This is a genomic window from Ornithinimicrobium ciconiae (assembly GCF_007197575.1).
In the GTDB taxonomy this organism is placed as follows: Bacteria; Actinomycetota; Actinomycetes; order Actinomycetales; family Dermatophilaceae; genus Ornithinicoccus; species Ornithinicoccus ciconiae.
Map to the genome: position 1 here is coordinate 829,089 of NZ_CP041616.1, position 22,435 is coordinate 851,523.

Consider the following 22,435-nt stretch of genomic DNA (forward strand, 5'->3'; position numbering starts at 1 on the left):
CTGCAGATATTTCAGGCGCGCAGGCTCAGGGGGCGGAGTTCCAGTCGCTGGCGAGCTGGTCGAGATCCGGCGTGGTGAACTGGGTGGTGAGATCCTCCGGCGCCAGGGTGCGGGCCGAGATGAACTGGACCGAGGGCAGCGCATCGTGTCCGGCCACCTTCACGGACAGGCCGTCCGGCAGGACCTGCTTGAGGTGGGCAAATCCGTCCGCCAGCGGCATGGACAGGGTCACCGACACCGCGGGCGTCGTCGCCCGGTTGCTCACCTGGACATGTGACACCGACTCGTGCCCGACCAGGTCGACGAAGACGTCCAGGATCTCATCGCTCCCGCCTCGGTCCCAGAAGTAGCGGTGCCTAGCCCACTCGTCATCGGGGCCTGTCGCATCCAGGTTGAGCTCCACGCTCGCCGCGCCCAGGGCGGAGTGGGTGGTGGCCGCCTGCACGGCCGCGGTGACCGTGTCCGGGTCGTCCACGGCGATCAAGAGGTGGCCAGGACGGGCGGTGACGTCGATGACGCCAGGGACAGCCCGCACGTGGTCCGCGACAGGCGCCAGCGCCTCGATCTCGGCGGCTTTGACGGGGTCCAGGTCACCCTGCACGACCTCGACGGGCAGGTCTGGGCCAGCAACCTCCTCGGCCGCCTGCTGAGCGGCGCTGAGATCGCTCGTGGCCGGCACCGCGATGCGCAGGCCTTGGGCCTGCGTGAACTCGAAGGTGCGGATCGGCATGACCTCGCCCACCGCGGTGAGGGTGTCCTCCAGCTGGGGCGGGACCGACACCCAGCGCGCGTCCACGCTGCCCCACGGCTCACGCAGCTCGGCCCGGACCCACAGGTCAGCACCGTCTTCACTCAGCAGGGGGCGCACGGTGGCCCCGTCAGCGCTGAAGTCGGCGACTGAGGCCTGGTAGGGCGCTCCTTCGGCCCGCTCCCACGTCGTGCACGGCCAGTCGCCGGCCAGAGCCAGCCCCTCGGCATACAGACCATGGCGCAGCTCCTGCTTGGCCTCGCGCTGCTCGTCCCCGGCGCAGACCCCCAGCCCGTTGGCGGTGGCGCCCCGCCCGTCGTAGGTGGTCGAGTTGTCGGGATCCCAGGCGATGACCTCCTGGGTGATCTGGTCGAACAGCTCGGGTGGGGTGTCGTCGGCCAGCACCACCAGGGCGGACAGGTCCCCGCCGGCATAGGGCCACTTGCCCGACGACTGGGTGGTGGTCGAGACAACGTGCTCGGCGTAGGTCGTGCTGAAGTGCTCGACGAAGCGTTCCTCCGCGTCGCTGGCCGGCCAGGCCGACCCGCACCCACTGAGCAGGACGGCACCGGCGGATGCCAGGGCGAGCGGGATGAGTCGGTGGCGCATGATCAGTCCTCCGGTGCGGTGGCAACACTGCTGCTACGACGCCAGGACCAGGCAAGTCGTTCCCGCGCCTCGCTGTGTCCCACAGGTAGCGAGTTTGGCCCTGGCGGTCGGGACGACGAAGGCGCCGGCACCCTGGTGGGTGTCGGCGCCTCTCGGCGACCCCGACGGGACTCGAACCCGCGACCTCCGCCGTGACAGGGCGGCGCGCTAACCAACTGCGCTACGGGGCCTGGTGTCAGGCCTTCGTGCGGCAACCCCGAAAGGTTACCTTTCCTGCTCGGTCCGTAGACCGCATGGTCCAAGGACCACGTATCCCCAACGGGATTCGAACCCGTGTTACCGCCGTGAAAGGGCGGGGTCCTAGGCCGCTAGACGATGGGGACCCGTCCTGCCGCCCCCTCGCCGCCAACCGCAGCTCGGTTCCGATGAGGACAGTGACAGAGCATACGTGACGGATCGGGCTGCCACCAAAACGGGTTCTCGTGGCCGGGCTTGAGCACGGTTTTCGGGCCCGTGGTTGGGCTCGAGCCGCCCCACCGGGGTGACATCGAGCGGGGGGTCAGGTGGCGTTGGCCCAGTCCAGGAGCTGGTCCAGGGACCAGGTGTTCACGATCCGGTCGAGGGGGACGCCGAGGCGCTCGGCACGCTCGCAGCCATAGGCCAGGAAGTCCAGCTGCCCGGGGGCGTGCGCGTCGGTGTCGATCGCGAACAGGCACCCGGTCTCGATCGCCAGGGTGAGCAGGTCATCGGGCGGGTCGGTGCGCTCGGGCCGGCTGTTGATCTCGACGGCGGTGTTGGTCTCGACGCAGGCCTCGAAGACCGCGCTCGCGTCAAAGCTGCTCTGCGCCCGCTTGCCGCGGTTGCCGGTGATCAACCGTCCTGTGCAGTGCCCCAGGATGTTGGTGTGCGGCTGCCGCACCGCGGCGATCATCCGTCGAGTCATCGCCGTGGACTCCATCTTGAGCTTGGAGTGCACGGAAGCCACGCGGATGTCGAGCTGGTCCAGCATCGCCTCGCTCTGGTCCAAGGACCCGTCATCGAGGATATCGACCTCGATGGCCTTGAGCAGCCGGAAGTCGTCTCCGACAGCAGCATTGAGCGCATCGACGATCTTCAGCTGCTGGGCCAGCCGAGCTGCTGAGAGACCGTTGGCGACGGTGAGGCGTGGCGAGTGGTCGGTCAGCGCCAGGTAGTCGTGGCCGAGCTCCAGCGCTGTGGCGACCATCTCCTGGATCGGTGAGCCTCCGTCGGACCAGTCCGAGTGGCTGTGCAGGTCTCCGCGCAGCCGGGCGCGCACGGACTCGCCTCCCTCCACCAGGGGTCCGCCGGCCTCGGCCTCGAGATCGGCCAGCCGATCGGGGGTTGCTCCGGCCGCGGCCTGCTCGATGACGGCGGCGGTGGACGGGCCGATGCCCTCCAGCTGCTTCAGGGTGCCCTTGCGCACCCGCTCGTGGACCTCGGCCTCGGGGATCGCCAGGAGGGTGTCGGCTGCCTGGCGGTAGGCCTTCACCCGATAGGTGGAGGCGCGGCTGCGCTCCAGCAGGAAGGCGATCCGTCGCAGGGCATCCACCGGTTCGATGGTCATGGAGTCGACGCTACAGCCGGGGTCTGCGCGGCGTCTCGACCAGGGCCGTGGGGTGAGACGGTGGTGGGCCGACCCCGTGGATCTACGCTGGGGTGGTGACTGAAGTCCAGGTGCGAGTCGCCTCGTTCGCCGACCTGACCACTGACCAGCTGTATGCCGTGTTGCGGCTGCGGGTGGACGTCTTCGTGGTGGAGCAGGCCTGCGCCTACCCCGAGCTGGATGGCCGGGACACCGAGCCGGGTACCGAGCACCTGTGGGTGGACGTCGACGGCGAGGTGGCTGCCTATGTGCGTGTCCTGGAGGAGGATTCGCACGCGATCATCGGCCGGGTCGTGACCGTCGACGGACACCGGGGTCGAGGGTATGCAGCGCAGTTGATCCGCGTCGCCCTGGAGCGAATCGGCAATCGCCCCACCAGAATTGGCGCCCAGACGCACCTGGAGCAGTGGTATGCCCAGTTTGGCTTCGTCCGCTCCGGCCCGGACTATGACGACGACGGGATCATGCACCTACCCATGGTGCGGTAGGGGCGGCGACCCGACGATGCGTGCAGTACCGCGACCCGGCGATGCGTTATGTGCCGCGGCGCACCGTGATGTCGCCGACCGAGGTCCGCAGGTCTATCAGCCGACTCTGCGAGGGATCTGATCCGACCTGGTTGGTGACGCTCCCGATCGAGGTGTCGGTCTCGATGCGATACCCGGAGTCGTCCTCGGGCACCGTGACGGTGACGTCACCGGTCGAGGAGGTGATGGTGACCTCCTCGGGCGCGCTGACCAGGCTGAGGGTGATGTCTCCGACGCTGCTGCGGGCACTGACCGTAGGGCTCCCGACCCCGACGATGGAGAGGTCCCCGACGTCTCCGCTCAGGGACAGCGCCCCGGTCACGTCGCTGACGGTGATGTCCCCGACGGTGTTGCCGATCGTCAGCTCGGTCTCGGCGGGCACGATGATCTCCCAGTCGACCGAGCAATTGTCCAGCCACCACCAGTCCTGGCACCTGCTGACCAGCTCCGCGCGACCCTCGCCCACCTCCGAGGTGACCTCCGGATCCCTGAGGGTGGAGCGGACGGTGACCTCCGCCCTCGGCTCCTCGCCAGGGCCGGCGGCGCGGACGCTGATCTCACCTACCTCCCCGTGAAGGACGAGCGTGTGCAGGTCCGCGGGCAGCTCGTGGGTCCCGCGCACGGTGCTCTGGACGATCCGGCCGACGGCCGGCAGCGCGAGAGCCATCACGATGAGCAGCGCCACGATGCTGCCGACGATGAGGACTGCACGTCTGGTTGTTGAGGTCATGACTCACTCCTGGTCGTGCCGTGATCGAGCCACCGCAGGACGGCCAGCACCCGGCGGTGATCCTGATCTGTCGGGGGCAGGTCGAGCTTGCTGAAGATGGACGAGACGTTCTTCTCCACCGCGCCCTCGCCGATGAACAGGGCAGCGGCGATCGCGGCGTTGGTGCGTCCCTCGGCCATCAGGCCGAGCACCTCCCGCTCGCGTGGGGTCAACCGACCCAGGGGATCGGTGTTGCGGGCCCGGGAGAGCAGCTGGAGGACGACCTCGGGGTCCAGGACGGTCCCGCCACCAGTGACCTCCCGCAGGGCTGCGATGAACTCGGCGGTGTCGGCGACCCGGTCCTTGAGCAGATAGCCGACACCACCGGCGCGGCTGGCGACCAGTTCGGTCGCGTACTGCTCCTCGACATACTGGCTGAGCACGAGCACCGCCGTGTCGGGGTAGCGCGTGCGGACCTGCAGGGCGGCCACGATCCCCTCGGAGGTGAAGGTCGGCGGCATCCGCACGTCGACCACGACCAGTCCCGGGCGATGGCGCCCGACCGCGTCCAGGAAGGAGTCGGCGTCGTGGCAGGCCTCGACCACCTCGAACCCGCCCTCGCGGATCAGCCGGACCAGACCCTCACGGAGCAGCGCCGAGTCCTCGGCGAGCACAACCTTGGTGGGCGTCGTCATGTCAGTCCTCGTTCTGGGTGGGGGAGCTCTGGGTGGGGGAGGTCTGGGTGGGGGAGCTCTGCGTGGCGGTCTGGGCGGGCGCAGGTTGCGCAGGCTGCGCAGGGCTCGGCAGATAGCGGTCCTGCTGCGTCGGGACCGGACGCGCCGGCAGATGGATAACGACCCGGGTGGGACCGCCGCGCGGTGAGTCCACCGCGATCGTGCCGTCCACCGAGTTCACCCGTTGGCGCAGGCCGACCAGACCGGTCCCGCGGCGGGGATCGGCACCTCCGACGCCGTCGTCCTCGACCTCGATGACCAGGGCGGGCGGGGTCAGGGCCTCGTTGCGGCCCAGCCGGATCCGCGCACTGGCCGCCCCGGAGTGCTTGGCGACGTTGGTGAGCAGCTCGGAGACGCAGTAGTAGGCGATCGCCTCCGTCGTCGGATCCAACCGGCCGACGCCGCTGACCGAGACGGTCACCGGCACCGCGGAACGGGCGGCCAGGGCCGAGACGGCAGCGTCCAGGCCGCGATCCGCCAGGATCGGGGGAGTGATGCCGCGCGCCACGTGACGCATCTCGACAATCGCCTCCTTGGAGGCCTGGTGGGCCTTGTCCAGCAGTTCTTGGGCACCGGCGGGGTCGTGTGCCAGCCGGGCCCGGGCCATGCCCAGGTCCATCGCGATCGCCACCAGGCGCTGCTGGGGGCCGTCGTGCAGGTCGCGCTCGATCCGGCGCCGCTCGGCCTCGACCGAGTCGATCGTCTCGGTGCGTGAGGTCGTCAGGGTCTCCACGCGCTCGGAGAGGTGGGCGATCTCCACCTCGGCGTCCTGCCCGAGCAGGGTCCGCGCCAGCTGCACGTCGACCTGGCTCACCAGTCGCGCCAGGAAGGGGGTGACCAGCAGAGCGACCAGCGCGAGCACCCAGAGGAGCGCCTGCCCACTGCCTCCGGACGCCACGGGGACCACCCCAAAGATGCGTGTGCCCTCGCCCGGGAGGCGTCCGACATACAGCGGCAGGGCCAGGACCGCCATGACCCCGGAGAGCAGGGTGGCGACGAGGGCACCGGTGAGCAACCCCCACAGGGCGTGCAACCCGGTGTATGCCGCAGCGCGCCGGTGCTCCTCGCCGAACCCGAGGACGGTGAGCCAGCGAGGCTCGCCCGAGGCCCGCCGTGGGGTGATGCGGCGGCCGGTGAAGGCCTCGATGCGGCCCAGCTCGGCCCGCCCGAACAACCACGTGACCCAGAGTGCGGGCACGAGCAGCAGGAGGCCGGAGCCGGCGGCGATGATCCCGACCGCGCCCACGATGATGAGCACGACGAGGACCACGGCCACCAGACCGGTGAGCAGGTTGAGCACCAGGAAGGCGGCGTGGGACCAACCGCTGAGCCAGTGCCGGAGCAGGCTGCGTCGCGGTGTCGTGGAGGTGGACATGACTCAACCCTAGGTTTGCTGCGCCGCGGTCGGGAGCCTGCTGCCCACCGGATCAGGGTGGGGTTATCCCCCCGTCGGTTCTGGGTGTCCACGCCAGTGTGCGCGGACGCCGGGCTCGCGAGGCTGGAAGGCATGATCCAGAACCAGACCGAGACTTCGCGGCGTCACGGGGCGCCGATCGACCCTGCCGAGGACGTGGGGACCACGCAGGCACGAGCGCTCGAGCGGGTCGGGAGCGTGCCCGAGTCCGTCCACCGGCCTGATCTGCCGCGCAGCCCGCTGGCGCTGTGGTGCGCCCAACACCGGTGGGTCGTGCTGGGCACCTCGCTGCTCCTGGTGCTCGGCAGCATCGGGCTGCTGGCGGCGGTCGGCATCACGACCACGGGCGCCAACGATCAGCTGGTCGGCGACTCGGCCGAGGCCTACGACATCCTGGACGGCGCCGACTTCGGAGACGTTCCGACCGAGTTCGTCATCGTCACCGACCCGGAGGGTCCGATCGCGCCGGACCGTGCCGCGGAGCTGGGTTCCGAGCTGGTCACCACCTATGAGACCGTCCCCGGTGTCATCGACGTGGGAGATGTCTTCCCGGGCCAGGACGGCAGCATCGTGCTGCCCCTGGAGTTTGCCACCGACGAGGAGGGCGTCGCGCTCGAGATCGACGGCTCACTCCGGGCGACCGATGAGCTCGCGGCCGCGCACAGCGACCTGACGATCTCCCAGTTCGGGCAGACGTCCCTGGACCAGGAGATGAATGCCACGGTCGGTGAGGACTTCCAACGGGCCGAGCTGTTTGCGATCCCCGCGACCCTGATCATCCTGCTGCTCGCCTTCGGTGCCGTCGTGGCGGCCGGCGTGCCGCTGGTGATCGGACTGGGCAGCGTCGCCGCAGCCCTGGGTCTGACGGCGCTCGTGTCCACCTGGCTGCCGGTCGACCAGAACAGTCAGGCCATCGTGCTGCTGATCGGCCTGGCCGTGGGTGTCGACTACGCCCTGCTGATCCTGCGGCGTGCCCGTGAGGAACGGCGTGCCGGTGCCTCCGTGCTGGACTCGATCGGCATCGCGGGGGCCACCGCCGGTCGTGCCGTGCTGATCTCCGGCCTCACCGTGGTCATCGCGATGTCGGGGATGCTCGTGGCCGGCGGGATGTTCACCTCGCTCGGGCTCGGCGCCATGCTGGTCGTCGGTGTGGCCGTGATCGCCGCCGTGACTGTGCTGCCCGCGCTGATGGGTCTGCTCGGCGACAAGATCGACGCGCTGCGACTGCCGTTCACCCGTCGGCGGGAGGCCAGGCGTGGCTCGGAGGAGACCTTCTGGGGCCACCTCGCCGGCATCGTGACCCGACACCCCCTTGCGGCCCTGCTCGTCGTGGGTGGACTGCTGGTGGCGCTGGCCGCCCCGGCCCTGGGCATGAAGACCGCCATCGGCAACGTTGAGGCCCTGCCGCAGGACCTCAAGAGCGTGCAGGCTTACCACCAGTTCAACGCCGCCGCCCCTGCTCAGTCCGACTCCCTGCAGGTCGTGGTGCGGGCCCCGGCGGACTCCGCGGACGAGGTCGAGGCCGCACTGCTGGGCACGACGCCCGACGCGGAGGGCATCGAGCACGTCTCCGGTGCCGCAGGTGAGGTTGTGCGGTCCACGGACAGTACGGTCACCACCTGGGACCTCGGGCTCGACGTCACCCCGAGCGACGACGAGATGACGACGACCGTCGAGCAGGTCCGAGATGAACTGCTCCCGCAGGTGCGGGCCGAGCTGGCTGACGTGCCCGGCGCCGACGTGCACCTGGGCGGGCAGGCAGCGGTGGCCGACCTGACGACCTGGATGGACGAGCGACTGCCCTGGGTTGTCGGCTTCGTGCTGGTCCTGTCCTTGCTGGTGATGCTGGTGTCCTTCGGGTCTCCGGCGCTGGCGGCTGCGACCGTGGGGCTGAACCTGCTGTCGGTGGGCGCCGCCTACGGTGCGCTGGTCGTCGTCTTCGGTGGCACCTGGGCCGAGGGGCTGCTCGACTTCACCTCGACGGGGGCCATCGCCTCCTGGCTGCCGATGATGCTGTTCGTCCTGCTCTTCGGGCTGTCGATGGACTATCACATCTTCGTCACCAGCCGGGTGCGCGAGGCCTTCGACGCTGGGGCGTCACCGCGGCGGGCGGTCCGCCAGGGGGTGGCCCGCTCGGCCGGTGTGGTCACCGCAGCCGCGGCCGTCATGGTCGGGGTGTTCTCGATCTTCGGGACGCTGTCGATGCTGGAGATGAAGCAGCTCGGCGTGGGCCTGGCCGTCGCGGTGCTGATCGATGCCACGATCGTGCGCGGGGTGCTGCTCCCGGCGGTCCTGACCCTGCTCGGCGAGCGAGCCCACACCGGTCCCTCCTGGCTGCCGCGCCTCCACCACTGAGGTTCCGGCCGCCTGCTGCGGTGCCACGTGCGCTATGTCATGCAGTGCCAGGGCTCTAGCCCCGGCACTGCATGACACAAGCGTGTTGGGGGGAGGGGGCGTCGGGGGGGAGGGGGCGTCGGGGGGAGGGGGCGTTGGGGGCGTGGGTCAGGCCGCGGTCACCGGCCGGAGCCACTCGACGAGCGGCCGCACCTGACGCCAGTCTGCGCGCACCTGCTCCACGAGCGCTCCGGTCGTGACGACGTCGGCATCCTCGATCCAGCGCATCGCCGAGATCGTCTTGTGACGCAGCAGCGCGATCCGCTCGTGGTCCCGGCTCCAGCCGCGGGGGGCGGTCTTGAGCTGATCCCCGCTGACCTCCCACCCGGACCCGCGCAGCCGGGCGACAATCTGCTCCAACTCGGCACCGCGGGGTCCGTCGACGTCCTTGCGATAGGCCGCCAGCACGGCGCTGTCCATGTGATAACACCCGCCTCCGAGACGAAACCCGTCAGCCGACACCTCGGCATACCATCCTGATCGGGTCCCGGCGGCCACGTATCCGCCCTGGTGCGTCTTGTAGGGACTCTTGTCGGCGGAGAACCGCACGTCGCGATGGGGCCGGAAGATTTTGGCGGGCCCGAACTCCTCCTCCAGGGCAGCGAGCAGTGCGGTCATCGGGCCGCGGACACTGCTCTCGTAACGCTCGCGGTGGGCCTGCCAGAAGCCAGTGCTGTTGTCGAGCTCGAGCTCGGCGTAGAAGTCGGCGGCATCGAGCGGGATCCCCGTGAAGCTCATGGCACTGAGGGTATGCCGGAGTGCAGAATTGTGGATATGACCCTCACCTGGCGTGCCGTGACCCCTGCCGACATCCCCGCGGTGGTGTCATTCACCAACCTCGTCGGGGAGCGTGATGGCACCGGGGCGGTCACCACGCAGGAGTCCACCGCCGAGATGTTTCAGGCACCGCGGTTCGACGTCTCGACCGACACGGTCAGCGCCTGGGACGGTGGAGCCCTGCTCGCCCTGGGCAGTGTGTTTGCCCGCGACGCCCTGGTGGACGGACGCGCCATGGTCGGCGTCGAGGGTGCTGTCCACCCCGACCACCGCGGCAGGGGCGTGGGCAGTGAGCTCCTGACCCGGTTGGAGGAGCGGGCGGTCACGCTCGCCTCGGAGCGGCACCCTGGAGCGCCCCTCAGGCTGCGCACCTCCGGTGGGCTGCCGGACTCGTCGTCGCAGCAACTCCTGGAAGAGCGTGGCTTCACACCGGACAACTACTTCGTCACCATGCAGGCGCAGCTGGAGGACTGGCCCGACCCCGGTGTTGAGTCCGTGGCTGTCCGACCGGCCCAGAGCCTGCTGGACGCGATGCGGGATGCGCACAACGACGCCTTCCGTGACCACCGAAACTTCAGTCCCATCTCCGCGGAGCACTGGGCCTTCTGGGGCAAGTCGTCCGCGCAACGACTAGAGCAGAGCCGGGTCGTTGTCGAGGACGGACGGGTGCTGGCCTACGCCCTCACCGGAGAGCATGAGCCAGGAGTCAGTCACATCGAGCTGGTGGGCACCCGCCGTGAGGCACGGGGCCGAGGGCTGGCCCGTGACGTCCTGCTGGGATCCCTGCGTGCTGCCCGTGATGCGGGGTATCGGATCAGCGAGCTCGAGGTCGACTCGACCAACCCGACCGGGGCGGACCGGCTCTACACCTCGGTCGGGTTTGTGCCGGTGCGGGTGATCTCGCGCTACGTGCGGGACCTCGCAGACTGAGCGACGAGGGGCCGAACGATCCCGGCGGCCCAGGGGTCGAGCGGTCCAGGGATCCCTCAGAGGGCGCTGTCGACGGTCTGAACCTCTCCCACCAGGGGGGTGGACTGGGCGACGCGAAGAGTGCGGGCGCCGCCGAGCGCCAAGAGCAGTGCCATGGCAGCGGCGATCACCGGCACCACGAACGCCGGCTGGTGGCCACCCCAGTCAGCGAGCCGGCCGGCGATGCTGGACCCCACGGCATACCCCAGTCCGGTCGTCGCGGCCAGGATCGTCATCGCCGCACCGATGCGGTGCACCGGGGTGATCCGCTCGGCGAGGGTGAAGGTGGTGATCATCGTCGGGGCGATCGCCACTCCCAGGACCAACAGCGCGAAGGCGAGCATCCCCAGGCTGTCGACGGCGAGCATGGGCAGGACGAGGACGGCCAGGGCGATCGTGAAGGCTCGCAGGCGGCTCTCATAGGCATAGGTGTCCGGCACCGCGACCACCGCCAGGCCGGCCAGGACGCTGCCGACGCCGAGCAGCGCGTGGAAGAGGCCGGTCAGACCGGGCTCGCCGGCGTCGGTGGCCAGGACCGACGTGCCGGCCTGGACCGATCCGAAGATCACCCCGACCGACAACTGCACGAGGGCCAGGATGATCAGGGACGGCGTGAGCAGGCGGCCCACGGAGGGCGTGGCGCTGGAGATGCGACCGACCAGGGCGGCCGTGGGGTGCAGTGCAAACCAGGTGCCGAACGCTGCCAGCAGGACCGCGGCGGCGATGATCGCGGCGCTCGGGTTCAGCAGTGCGCCGACCACGCCGACCAGGGCCGGGCCCAGGACGAAGGAGGCCTCGTCGGCCGCGCCCTCGTAGGAGAAGGCCGCGTCGACGACGTCACGCCGCTCGACCCCGGCGCGACGGCTGATCGGGCGCCAGCGCACCCGCGCCATAGTGCCCACCTGGGGGGTGAACGCGCCAGCGACCGCGGCGACGACCAGCAGCGGCCACCAGGCCTGCCCCTGCTCGTAGCCGTCGGCGAGCAGGACCAGTCCGAGGAGCCCGAGAGAGCCAACGACAGACTGCACGAGCAGGACGGGGCGCTGTCCGACCCGGTCGGTCAGCGCGCCGGCGAGTGGCGAACAGATGGCGTTGGCCACCGCGAGCGCGCCGGCGGTGGCTCCGCCGGCGCCATAGGACCCGGTCACTCCGGAGACCAGCAGCAGACTGCCGAGCTGGGACATGGCCAACGGGATGCGCCCGAGAAAAGCGACCAGGACATAGACGGGACCGGTCAGGGCAAAGAGGCGTCGATAGGACGCGACGGGTGACACCAGGATCCTCCGGGGGGAGTTCAGCGAATTCGCGCCATCCCACCCCTGGCGCGTCAACCCTGTGCTCCTCTAAGGATACCGCAGGTCAGCGCGCTGCCGGGCCACCAGGACGGTGAGACGCGTCACCGCAGCTCTGTCACGGTATGCCGGTCCTCGCCGCGGACCGATCCTCCCTCGCAGTGGGTCAGCGGACGCGCGGCTCGGGCAGGTCTGGCGGCTGGGCGCTGGGAGTCTGCTCCAGCCGGGCCAGCACCTCGGCGATGGCCCTGTCAAGCTGCGGGTCGGCTGGGCCGAAGAAGTCGGCCGGGGAGTGCACGACCTCGATGTCGGGATCGACCCCGTGGTTCTCCACGTCAAAGCCGCGGCCCTCCAACCAGAAGGAGTAACGCGGCTGAGTGATCGAGGTGCCGTCGACCAGGTCGAAGCGACCGTCGATGCCGACCACCCCGCCCCAGGTCCGCACGCCGATGACCGGTCCGATGCCCAGCGCCTGCGCGCCGGCGTTGACGATGTCGCCGTCCGACCCGGAGTTCTCGTTGGCGACCAGGACCACCGGTCCGCGCGGCGCCTGGTCGGGATAGCTGGCCGCGGTGGCGAAGTGGCGTCCCAGACCCCAACCCACCACTCGACCCAGCAACCGCGAGAGCACCATCTGAGAGGTGTGCCCGCCACGGTTATAACGCACGTCGGCGATCAGACCCTCGGACCGGACGGCCCGGCCCAGGTCCCGGTGCAGCTGCGCCCAGCCGGTGCTCGTCATGTCGGGCACGTGCAGATAGCCGACGCGTCCATCCGAGCGTTCGCGCACGTAGTCGCGGCGGGAGCGGACCCAGTCCTGATAACGCAGCACCTCCTCGTCGGCGATGGGGACGACGACCACGCGCCGGTCCTGCCCGTCCCGCCGCAGGGTCAGCTCGACCGGCTTGTCCGCCGCACCGATCAGCCCGGTGGCGGGGCCGAAAGAGGGGTCGACCGGCATGCCGTTGACAGCGATGATCAGGTCACCCTCCCGGGCGTCGACCCCGGCGGCCCGCAGGGGAGAGCGGGCGTCGGGGTCGCTGGTCTCTCCGGGCAGCACCCGGTCGATCCGCCAGCCACCGTCGGCACGGGAGAGGTCTGCCCCGAGGAGCCCGAGCCGTCGGGACTGGTCGCCGAGCGGCTCCGGCGGGGTGACATAGGCATGCGAGGTGTTGAGCTCGGCCACGACCTCCCAGAGCAGGTCGACCAGGTCGTCGTGCGTCCGCACCGTGGACACCAGGGGCCGGTAGCGGGCCACCACGGCATCCCAGTCGACCCCGTTCATGTCCTCACGCCAGTAGTGGTCGCGCATGATCCGGGCGTTCTCGTCATACATCTGCTGCCACTCGGCCAGCGGGTCGATCTCGAGGCGCAGTCGGCTCAGGTCGACGGTGACGGCCTCGAAGGCGTTCTCGTCCGGCTTGTGGTCGGCTGGCTGCACGATGACGTCGTCGCCGGCGCGGACCACGACCCGTTCCCCGTCACCGGAGACCGCGAAGGAGTCCACCTTGTCGGCGACGGTGGAGACCCGGCGCTGCTCGAACGACCAGAACTCCAACGAGTCCTTCTCAGGCTCGCTGGCCACGCCGGCCCGGCGGGTGCCGAGCACACCGCTGCCGCTGGCGATCTTGACCCACAGGACGCCGTCCCTGGCCTGACGCAGGTCACGGTAGTCGCCGGAGGTGACAGGGAAGGGCACGATGCGCTCCTCGGCGCCCTCGGCATCCAGATCGGGACTGGCCGGCGGGGGTGGGAGGGTCTCCGCGGCGGTCGCGGCAGTCCCCGAGGCTGAGGGCGCGGACGTCGCGGGGGCTACGGCGGCATCGTCCTGAGCGGCCGCCGCTGCCGGCTTGCTGATCCGCCAGCCCTCGGCGCTGGGACCAAACGGCGCGGGATCGGTGGCCGACAGCGGGAGCAGCCAGGGCCGGGTTGACCCACTGAAGGAGAGCGCGAACTCATGGGTGTCATAGGTCGGGTCGAACGTGCGGTCCGAGAGGAAGACCAGGTAACGCCCGTCGGCGGTGAATGCGGGGGAGCGGTCGTTGAGGTTGCCCTCGGTGAGCATGACCGGCTCCCCTCCGGCGCTCAGGTCGGTGATGACCAGCCGGAACCGTTCGCCCTGCAGCACGGGCTGGGCCCACGCGAGGTAACGCCCGTCCGGGGAGAACACCGGCCTCGTCGGCTCCCCGTCCAGCGAGTGGCCGATCTCGCGGACCGCCCCGTCAGCGACCGTGACCAGACTCATCCGTCCGTCGTGGGAGACGACCGCGACCGTCTCACCGGTGGGGTCGGCAGAGGTATGCAGCACCCGACCCAGCGTGCCGACCGCGAGTCGTCGCGGTGGTTGGCTGCCATCGAGGTGGTGGACCTCGAGGGCGTCCTCACCCTCGGCGTCGGTGACGAGCACGACCCGGTGAGTGCGGGCCAGCAGAGCGGGCTCGCGCACCCGCACCCCGGAGTCGGCGACCAGGGCCCGGGCGGGGCCCTCTCGGTGGCTCAACCAGAAGGCGGCACCCCGCCACCCGATGAGGCTGGCGTCCCCGCCGTGATCCGGGGCAACGGCGTCGAGGCACTTGGTGGTCTTGGCCGCCCAGGTGCCCGGCGTGCTCACCGGCAGGTCGACGTCGACCCGGCGCGGCTCGGCATCGAGGTCGTCGAGCAGCCAGAGTGATCCCCGGCTGTGCCACACGACCCGCGAGCCGTCGCTCGTGGCGTCACGCACATAGCCGTCCTCGGGCCCCTGCCTGGTCACCTGTCGGGGCTCACCCGTGCCGGGGGTGTCCCAGACCCACAGGTTGGCCTGCTCCTCCGGGGCGTCGGGGAAGGTCGCGGCGCGGTCGGAGACGAAGACCAACCGGTCACCGATCCACATCGGGTCCACCAGGCCCGCCGTGTCGTCGGGGAGCAGCCGCGTCCATGACCCGTCACCAGCAGCGTCCAGCCACAGCCGCGGTGCGGTGCCGCCCCGGTAGCGCTTCCAGTGCGCGGGGGCACGGCTCCCGGGGGTGGACAGTGCGGTGGCTCCGTCAGCGCGGACCGCGACACCCCAGGCCGGCCCGTAGGACAGCCGCTCCCAGCTGCCGTCCAGAGCCACGGCCCGCACCGTGAGATGGCGGATGTTGGCTTCGCCCGCATGGGAGGCGACCAGCACCTTGCCATCGGCGGTCCAGCCCAGGACGAGCGTGTTCTTAGCGCCCCACCAGGTGAGCCGCCGGGCCTGGCCGGTGGCGATCTCGACCACCATGACCTCGGGGTGACCATCGCGGTGGGAGACGAAGGCGATGTGCTTGCCGTCCGGTGAGAAGCGCGGAGTGCGTGTCGGAGCGTCCTCGGTCGTCAGCCGCCAGGCGCGTCCCCCCGTGAGCGGCGCCAACCAGATGTCGTCGTCGGCGACAAAGGTGAGGAGGTCTCCGTGCAGGTGCGGATAGCGCAGGTAGGCAGAAGTCACCCGTCCCAAGGTAGTTGCCGATGCGCCATTTGGACCCCCTCCACAGGTCACAGTTGGGCAAAGTGAGCCCGCCGGCTCTCCCCGCGGCAGCCGTGTGGCGCCTGACTCCGGGCTCAGTCGGCGCGACTCCGAGCTCAGTCAGCGCGGACACGGTGCGGACAGCACGGACCCCGGGCCGCAGAGATCGCGACCCGGGGTCCGGTGGTGCTGAGTGGGACTACTTCTGGCGCCCCCGGACGGCCTGGACCGCCCGCTGGGCTGCGCTGCCCGCAGCCTGGGCGACCTCGTCGCCGGTCGGCTGGGGCTGCTGGCGCAGCGCTGGACGGGACCGCGAGGCGGCACCTGCCTGGATCTGCGGGAGCAGTTGCGCCATGAGCAGTGTGGACAGGGCCGAGTTGTCGGCGGACCCGGCGTCGGTGTGCACGATGACCGGACGCGGGGCGTTCTCGGCCAGGTTGGCACCCACGTCGAGACGGCGCCGGGCCAGCTCATAACCGAGCACGGCGCGGTTGTCCCGATAGGCGGTCGCGAGCTGCTCCTGGGCCTTGGCCTCACCCTGGGCCGCGACCAGGTTGGTGCGGGCCTGCGTCTCGATCTCGTAGCGGATCGCCTGAGCCTCGGTCTCCCGCTCCTCAAGCATCTGCGCGACGTCCTTGCGCGCCTTGTTCAGCGAGGCCTTGACCTCCACGATCTTGGCGTCACGGATCTTCTTGGACCGCTCGATCTCCATGAGCAGGGTGTCGATCCGGCGCTTGCGCGTCAGCTCCCACTCCTTCTCGTAGGCGACGAGTTCCTTGGCCACGCGCTCGCGGGTCGCCAGGTGCTCGCGGTACTGGTCGGGCAGCTGCACATCCGGGATGTTGCAGCCCATGATCTGCACGCCGTAACGGGTCAGCTGCCGGTTGAGCAGCTCCTGCATGTCCTTGACGTCACTGCCGCGCAGGTCGTAGGCACGCTCGGTGCGCACCTGGCGGCTGCGCTGACGGATCGCGTCCTGCACCGAGTTGGACAGCACCAGGTCGAAGTTGCCCGCACCGATCGTCTGCACGAAACGGATCGCGTCGACGATGCGGAAGCGCAGGAAGAACTCGATCGACTTCAGCGGCACGTTCTCGTGCGTCGGGGAGGACAGGACGGGCGCGGCATACGGGATCTCCGTGGTGACGTCGACGACGTAGGCGACGCGCGCCCACGGGTGCCACAGGTAGTGCCGACCCGGTGCCAGCCCGGGGCCGCTGATGGCCCCGAACTTGGTGAGGACGCCGACGGTGCCTTCCTCGATCTCCACGATCGAGGAGCGCCACCACCACAGTGCCGCCAGGATGAAGGACAGGATCGCGACGACCATCGCGATGGGTCCCCAGGCGCCCCTGAGCAGCATGAATCCGCTGATCAGCGCCCACAGGCCGAACCACACCAGGGTGGTCCAGCGCAGGCCACGGTTGTCGCGGGGTATGACGACAGGCACCAGGGCGCCGGAGTCACCACCGCGCAGCAACCGGGCGACGTCGCTCCAGCTGGAGACGACCTCCTTGATCGAGCTCATGCCCTGGCCACGCACGGTGCGTGACGCCTGCTCCATCATCTGCTCAGCCACGGTCCTCACCCTCGTTCTTCATCTCGTCGTGCTGGGGACGGGCCGGCTGCTGACCGGGGGGCGGTGGGAACTGCCCGGTCCCACCCTGCGGGAACTGGCCCTGCTGCGGCTCCTGGGGGTGTTGGCCCTGCCCGAACTGGCCCTGCGGCGGAGCGCCCTGGGGCCGCTGGTGTTGCCCGTGAGGGGGCGGGAACTGTCCCTGGGGACGCTGACCCTGGGGACGCTGACCCTGGGGGCGCTGACCCTGCGGCGGCCCCTGGGGGCGCTGGCCCGTCGGGAACTGACCCGATCCAGCCTGGGGAGCCCCCGAGCCGGAGCGGCCCTCGTCTGCAGGAGCGTCCTGGGTGGGGCCGTCGTCGGCGGACGACTCCGGAGCGCCGCCTGAGCTGCGCGCCTCCTCCAGATCGGCAGTAACGTGCTCGTCACTGACCGAGCGCCGGATCTGGTCCAGCACCTGCTCACCCTCGGGGTCATCGACCGGCTCGGAGGTCGGGAGGATCTCGACCTCGGTGGCCTCCGGTGCCTGCAGCAGGACCTCGATCTCGTCCTTGCGGCCGGCGACCCGCTTGGCGATGTCTCCCTCGCGGGAGCGGATGGCCTCCATGTCCTCGGCGGAGAACAGCTTGTCGTCCTGGCCACCGACGAGCTCGCGGGCGATCTGCAGGTAGTCGACGCCGTCGGCGTCGCCACCCACGCGCACGATCTGCGGCAGCGAGTCGGCCAGGCCGTCCATCTTGTCCAGCATGTCCTGCTGGTAGCGGTAGTCCAGGATCTCCGGGGCCAGGGCCGCGCTCAGCGCCCGGATGTCCAGGGCCTGGGCCTCGAGCATGGCGGCGTTGGCGTGAGCGGTCGACTCCGACTCCACGAAGCGCTGGCGGGCCATCGCGTTGGCGCGGTTGGTCTCCCGCTCCAGCGCGGTGTCCATCTGCGCCTGGTAGCGGGCGATGTCGGCCTGGATCGCCGAGAGGTTCTCGTTGAGGGAGGCGAGGTCCTTGTTCAGGTCACCCTCGTTCTGCTCCTTCTTGAGGTTCAGCTCGTACTCGTAGGTGTAAGCCTCCTTGGCCACCCGGATCATCTCCGGGGCGGCCAGGTCCATGCGGTACTCCTGCGCGGACGGCTCGGCGTGGGTGATGTTGGCTGTGGTCAGCTCGACGGCCGGTGCGAACTGGACGTTGAGCTGCTCCAGCAGCCGGGATGTGCTCTCTCCGACCAGGTCGTAGATGCCGGAGGCCTCCTGGTCGTAGATCAGGGACCGGGTGGTCTCCGAGATCGCGTTGTTGAGCTTGTCCTGGAAGCCCTGGACCGCACCGAGCACGAAGACGAACTCGCGGGCGTTGACGATCCGGAACTGCAGGAACAGGTCGACCGAGGCCTGGACACCGGACTTGGTCGGCGCCTGGCGGATCGGGGCGTTGAAGGGGTACTCACGGGTGGTGTTGACGATGTAGGAGACCCGCTTCCAGGGGTTCCACAGGGTGACGCGGCCCGGGCCGACCTCCGCCTCGACCTTGCCGAATCGGCTGATCAGCGCGGTGCACCCCTCAGGGACCATCACCATGCCCTGACGCCACCACATGAAGGCGGCCAGCAGCACGACGAGGATCCAGTAGTGCACGCCGAAGACGCCTGAGCTCATGTCGTCGAACGGCAGCAGCACGACATAGCCGACGATCCCGACGATGACCATCATGATCACCGGCATCATGGCGCGCAGCTTGCGCCCACGCGGCATGACCATCGGGGTGATCACGTGCACCGGGCCGCCGGGGCCCATCTCGAAGTGGCTGCGGCTCAGCTTCTCTGCGGCATCGTCGAGCGAGACGCTCTCGGACGCGATGCGGGTGCCTGCCGACCCGCCCTCGCCACGGGCGGCCGGGAAGTCACGAGCGTTGAGGTCAAAACCTGCTCCGCCTCCCTGGGCTCCGCCACCTCCCACGGCCTGTTGGAGCGACTGCCCCACGACATCGCGCACATCGGCTCCGCCGGCGACCTGCCGGGCGGCCTCGATGAACTGTTGTGATCGGTTACTCACACCATCTTCCCCTCTGTACTTCCTCCTGGCACGACCTTGCCGCCTGCCTGCTGGGCACGACCGTGTCGCGCGGGTCCGAGTCTTTCATAGGCACCGACGGCGCCCACAGGCCCGCGGTTCCCTGACGGGAGGCGCCGGTGCCCATCGCGCAGGTGCTGCTGCGGCGTGTGAAGCCGCTGGTGATCGCACCCAGCGCCCTGGCGCCGCCCGTCTCGGTAGGGTCAGATCATGAGCAACCTGGAAGTCGCGCCGCCCGAGATCCTCTGTGGAGGCGCAGAGGCACAGGAGACCGCCGAGGTGGAGGTGATCGCCCCCCGCGACGTTCCCCTCGGTGGCCCACGCGCGATGCTGGTGCGCCGGACTCTGCCGACCAGGCAGCGGACCACCATCGGAGCGTGGTGCTTCGCAGACCACTACGGACCCGATGCCGTGGACCAGAGCGGCGGCATGGTCGTCCCCCCGCACCCCCACACCGGGCTGCAGACCGTCTCGTGGTTGTTCACCGGCGAGATCGAGCACCGGGACAGCACGGGGATGCACGCGATGGTCCGCCCCGGCGAGCTCAACATCATGACCGCGGGCACCGGCATCTCGCACTCCGAGGTGTCCACCGAGAACACCCGGATCCTGCACGGGGTCCAGCTGTGGACGGTCCTGCCGCAGGAATCGCGTTTCGTGGAGCCGGGCTTCGAGCACTACGTCCCGGAGCCGGTCGACCTCGCCTCCGGCGGGCGCCTCTCCGTCTTTCTGGGCTCGCTGACGGTGGAGGACGAGCACGTGAGCGAGCCGATCAGCTCCAGCGCCACGGCATACTCCCCGCTCCTGGGGGCCGAGCTCACCCTGCAGCCGGGCGCGGTGATCACCCTGCGCCTGGACCCGACCTTTGAGCACGGCGTGCTGGTCGACGGGGGACCGGTGTGCGTCGGTCCAGAGCAGATCGCGATGCACGACTTGGCCTACCTCGCACCGGGGAGGGAGTCCGTCGACATCCACGCCGGTGAGCACGGTGGTCGGGTGATCATCCTCGGGGGCACACCCTTCGAGGAGCAGATCGTCATGTGGTGGAACTTCATCGGCCGCGACCACGACGAGGTCGTGGCCTACCGCGAGGAGTGGCAGGCCCGGGTCGAGGAGGGGGCCCAGACCCGCTTCGGTCTCTTTGCGTATGACGGCGACCCGCTGCCCGCCCCCGTGCTGCCCGGGGTGCGTCTGCGTCCGAGGGGCTGAGGTTTGCCCCGTGTGCTGCTGATCGACAATGTCGACAGCTTCACCTACAACATCGCTGACCTGCTGCACCGCGTCCTCGGGCAGGCGCCGACCGTCTGGGCGCAGGACCACCGCGGGGACCTCACCGGGTTTGCTGCGATCGTCGTGGGACCGGGTCCGGGCCGGCCACAGCGTACCGCCGACATGGGGCTGAGCCTGCTCGCACTGCAGCAGCGGGAGATCCCGGTCCTCGGGATCTGCCTGGGCCATCAGGGCCTCGCGCACCTCGCCGGTGATGCGGTCGTCGAGCTCGCAGCCCCGATGCACGGCCGGGTGAGCGAGGTGGTGCACGACGGCACCGGGATCTTCGAGGCGGTGCCCTCCCAGTTTCGTGCCGTGCGCTATCACTCCCTGGAGGTCCGAGCGGGCTCGTCGCCATCTCTCCTCGTCACCGCACGGGCCGCGGACGACGGTGTCGTCATGGCGCTCGCGGACCCCGGTGCTCGACGGTGGGGTCTGCAGTTCCACCCGGAGTCGGTGCTGTCCGAGCACGGCGAGCAGCTGGTTGCCAATTTCCTGCGCCTGGCGGGGGTGCGGGTTGCGGGCGTGCGGGTGGCGGGGGCGGAGACGGCACGTCGGCCCGTCACGGACGGGGACCGTCAACCCGTAGCGATCGGTGACGTGCACCAGCCCCTGCCCACCTCGACCGCCGGTGCCCGCCGCGTGCGCGTTGCGGGGGTGGCGCTGGGCCCGGCACCGGACACCTGGACGTTGCATCAGAGGGTGTTTGCCGACAGCCCCACGGCGTTCTGGCTGGATGCCTCAGGTGCAACGTCGTCCCCCGGGACGGGCCTTGCGTCGGCACGATGCTCCGTGCTGGGGGACGCGTCTGGGCCGCTGTCCTATCTGTTGACGCACCGGGTGGCGTCGGGCGACGACGGCCCCGTCACCGAACTCTCGACCGGGGAAAGGTTGACAGGTCCGCTGCTGCCGAACCTGGCTCGACTGCGCAACCGTCTGCAACTGGTCGATGCTGCTGACCCGCTTGGTGCTGCTGAGCCGGCGGGGAGGTTCCGACCCGGGTTCGTGGGATACCTGGGCTATGAACTCAAGGCCGAGCTCGGCGGCAGCGCCGCGCACGTCTCACCGCACCCAGATGCCCGGCTCGTGCTGGCCGACCGGGCGCTGGTGGTCGACCACGAGCAGGGGGTCCTCCACGCGGTCTACCTCTGGGACGAGGAGGTCCGGGCCGCGCAGGAGGCCTGGGTTGAGGCAGTGCGCTCCGAGCTCGCCACCCTGCCGTTGCCCGACGCCGACCGTGCAGGTGCACGCATCGTTCACAGCGGTTTCGGCGCGTTGCGTGAAGGATCCATGCAGGTGGACGGACGGGGTGGACGGCAGGGGCCGGCGGATGAGCTGGCCGTGGGGGAGAGGCCAGTGGACGGTCCGGTGGACGCGACCTTCCGGCACACCGAGGCGTCCTACCTGGACCTGATCGCCCAGTGCCAAGAGCAGATCCGGGCGGGGGAGTCCTACGAGATCTGCCTGACCAACACCGCCTCGTGGCCCGGCCTGGTCGACGAGGTCGAGCTCGCCAGGCAGATGCGGACCGTCAGCCCGGTGCCCTTCGCTGCCTGGCTGCGCGGCCCCGGGCCGACCGTGCTCAGCGCCTCGCCCGAACGGTTCGTGTCGGTGACCGCCGACGGGATGGTCGAGGCCCGCCCGATCAAGGGGACCCGTCCTCGCGGAACTGAGCCGGCGACCGACGCGGCGCTCGCCGAGGAGCTGCGCAGCAGCGTCAAGGAGCGGGCCGAGAACCTGATGATCGTCGACCTGCTGCGAAACGACCTGCACCGCGTCTGCCGCTCCGGGTCGGTGCACGTGCCGGAGATCTTCGAGGTGGAGAGCTATGCCACGGTCCACCAGCTGGTCTCCACCGTGCGCGGACAGCTGGCCGAGGGCATGGACTGTCTGGACGTGATCGGCACATGTTTCCCCGGCGGCTCGATGACCGGCGCGCCCAAGGTCCGCACGATGGAGATCCTGGACCGGCTCGAGGGCGGGACGCGCGGGGTCTACTCCGGCGCGCTCGGCTGGATCGGGCTCGACGGCGCGATGGACCTGTCGATCGTGATCCGCACCGTCACGCTGGTCGACGGGACGGCCGGGTTCGGTGTCGGGGGCGCCATCACGGCCCTGTCCGACCCTGCCGAGGAGTATGCCGAGACACAAGTGAAGGCGGCAGCCCTCACCTCCGCGCTGCGAGCGGCCACGGTGTGCCGGAAGGTGCGCAGGAACCGGACGGGGAGAAGCTCTCCGGTGCGCAAGGAACCGGACCGGGATAGGTAACGTCTC

The 22,435-nt window shown here is 70.1% G+C and carries 15 protein-coding genes and 2 tRNA genes; 5 read left to right on the plus strand and 12 right to left on the minus strand.

Going from position 1 to position 22,435, the window contains the following annotated elements; all coding sequences use genetic code 11:
• Nucleotides 1-25: 25 nt before the first annotated feature.
• The 4 genes from FNH13_RS03795 to FNH13_RS03810 form a co-directional block, all read right to left on the minus strand.
• Nucleotides 26-1,357, minus strand: coding sequence for a hypothetical protein (locus FNH13_RS03795; protein WP_143782246.1), 1,332 nt, complete (start codon nt 1,355-1,357; stop codon nt 26-28).
• A gap of 156 nt (nt 1,358-1,513) precedes the next feature.
• Nucleotides 1,514-1,587: transfer RNA gene (locus tag FNH13_RS03800), tRNA-Asp, on the minus strand.
• Nucleotides 1,588-1,667: 80 nt separating this feature from the next.
• Nucleotides 1,668-1,740: transfer RNA gene (locus tag FNH13_RS03805), tRNA-Glu, on the minus strand.
• A gap of 176 nt (nt 1,741-1,916) precedes the next feature.
• Nucleotides 1,917-2,942 (minus strand): PHP domain-containing protein, encoded by a 1,026-nt coding sequence (locus tag FNH13_RS03810; protein ID WP_143782247.1) that lies wholly within the window; start codon nt 2,940-2,942, stop codon nt 1,917-1,919.
• A 95-nt stretch (nt 2,943-3,037) separates the two neighbouring features.
• Here FNH13_RS03810 and FNH13_RS03815 point away from each other — a divergent pair, with 95 nt between their 5' ends.
• Nucleotides 3,038-3,469 (plus strand): GNAT family N-acetyltransferase, encoded by a 432-nt coding sequence (locus FNH13_RS03815; RefSeq protein ID WP_143782248.1) that lies wholly within the window; start codon nt 3,038-3,040, stop codon nt 3,467-3,469.
• A 46-nt stretch (nt 3,470-3,515) separates the two neighbouring features.
• Here FNH13_RS03815 and FNH13_RS03820 read toward each other — a convergent pair whose 3' ends face one another.
• The 3 genes from FNH13_RS03820 to FNH13_RS03830 are packed head-to-tail and all read right to left on the minus strand — an operon-like array spanning nt 3,516 to nt 6,326.
• A complete protein-coding gene (locus FNH13_RS03820) occupies nt 3,516-4,238 on the minus strand; it encodes a DUF4097 family beta strand repeat-containing protein (RefSeq protein ID WP_143782249.1) in 723 nt (240 codons plus the stop codon).
• Nucleotides 4,235-4,912, minus strand: coding sequence for a response regulator transcription factor (locus FNH13_RS03825; protein WP_143782250.1), 678 nt, complete (start codon nt 4,910-4,912; stop codon nt 4,235-4,237). Before FNH13_RS03825 ends, FNH13_RS03820 begins: the two co-directional genes overlap by 4 nt.
• A 1-nt stretch (nt 4,913) precedes the next feature.
• Nucleotides 4,914-6,326 (minus strand): sensor histidine kinase, encoded by a 1,413-nt coding sequence (locus FNH13_RS03830; RefSeq protein ID WP_143782251.1) that lies wholly within the window; start codon nt 6,324-6,326, stop codon nt 4,914-4,916.
• 132 nt (nt 6,327-6,458) lie between these two features.
• On the opposite strand from FNH13_RS03830, the gene FNH13_RS03835 reads away from it, so the two are divergent.
• Nucleotides 6,459-8,720 carry an MMPL family transporter gene (locus FNH13_RS03835; protein WP_143782252.1) on the plus strand — a complete coding sequence of 754 codons (2,262 nt, stop codon included), beginning with the start codon at nt 6,459-6,461 and terminating at the stop codon, nt 8,718-8,720.
• Between the two features lie 147 nt (nt 8,721-8,867).
• On the opposite strand, the gene FNH13_RS03840 is transcribed toward FNH13_RS03835, so the two are convergent.
• Entirely contained in the window at nt 8,868-9,497 is a 630-nt protein-coding gene (locus FNH13_RS03840; protein WP_143782253.1) for a DUF2461 domain-containing protein, read from the minus strand.
• Nucleotides 9,498-9,533: 36 nt separating this feature from the next.
• Here FNH13_RS03840 and FNH13_RS03845 point away from each other — a divergent pair, with 36 nt between their 5' ends.
• On the plus strand, nt 9,534-10,466 hold the full coding sequence (locus FNH13_RS03845) for a GNAT family N-acetyltransferase (protein ID WP_165700013.1): 933 nt from the start codon (nt 9,534-9,536) through the stop codon (nt 10,464-10,466).
• 56 nt (nt 10,467-10,522) lie between these two features.
• Here the strand turns inward: FNH13_RS03845 and FNH13_RS18965 are convergent, their stop codons facing one another.
• The 4 genes from FNH13_RS18965 to FNH13_RS03865 form a co-directional block, all read right to left on the minus strand.
• Nucleotides 10,523-11,779, minus strand: coding sequence for an MFS transporter (locus FNH13_RS18965; protein ID WP_165700014.1), 1,257 nt, complete (start codon nt 11,777-11,779; stop codon nt 10,523-10,525).
• Between the two features lie 184 nt (nt 11,780-11,963).
• Nucleotides 11,964-15,245, minus strand: a complete 3,282-nt coding sequence (locus FNH13_RS03855) for a S41 family peptidase (protein ID WP_143782255.1) — start codon at nt 15,243-15,245, stop codon at nt 11,964-11,966.
• A gap of 217 nt (nt 15,246-15,462) precedes the next feature.
• Nucleotides 15,463-16,842, minus strand: coding sequence for an SPFH domain-containing protein (locus FNH13_RS03860; RefSeq protein ID WP_202878859.1), 1,380 nt, complete (start codon nt 16,840-16,842; stop codon nt 15,463-15,465).
• The gene (locus FNH13_RS03865; protein ID WP_228266581.1) at nt 16,835-18,874 is read right to left on the minus strand and encodes an SPFH domain-containing protein; all 2,040 of its coding nucleotides are present in this window, start codon (nt 18,872-18,874) and stop codon (nt 16,835-16,837) included. Before FNH13_RS03865 ends, FNH13_RS03860 begins: the two co-directional genes overlap by 8 nt.
• A gap of 228 nt (nt 18,875-19,102) precedes the next feature.
• On the opposite strand from FNH13_RS03865, the gene FNH13_RS03870 reads away from it, so the two are divergent.
• A complete protein-coding gene (locus tag FNH13_RS03870; protein ID WP_143782256.1) occupies nt 19,103-20,101 on the plus strand; it encodes a pirin family protein in 999 nt (332 codons plus the stop codon).
• A 12-nt stretch (nt 20,102-20,113) separates the two neighbouring features.
• Nucleotides 20,114-22,429 carry an aminodeoxychorismate synthase component I gene (gene pabB, locus FNH13_RS03875; protein ID WP_202878860.1) on the plus strand — a complete coding sequence of 772 codons (2,316 nt, stop codon included), beginning with the start codon at nt 20,114-20,116 and terminating at the stop codon, nt 22,427-22,429.
• Nucleotides 22,430-22,435: the final 6 nt, after the last annotated feature.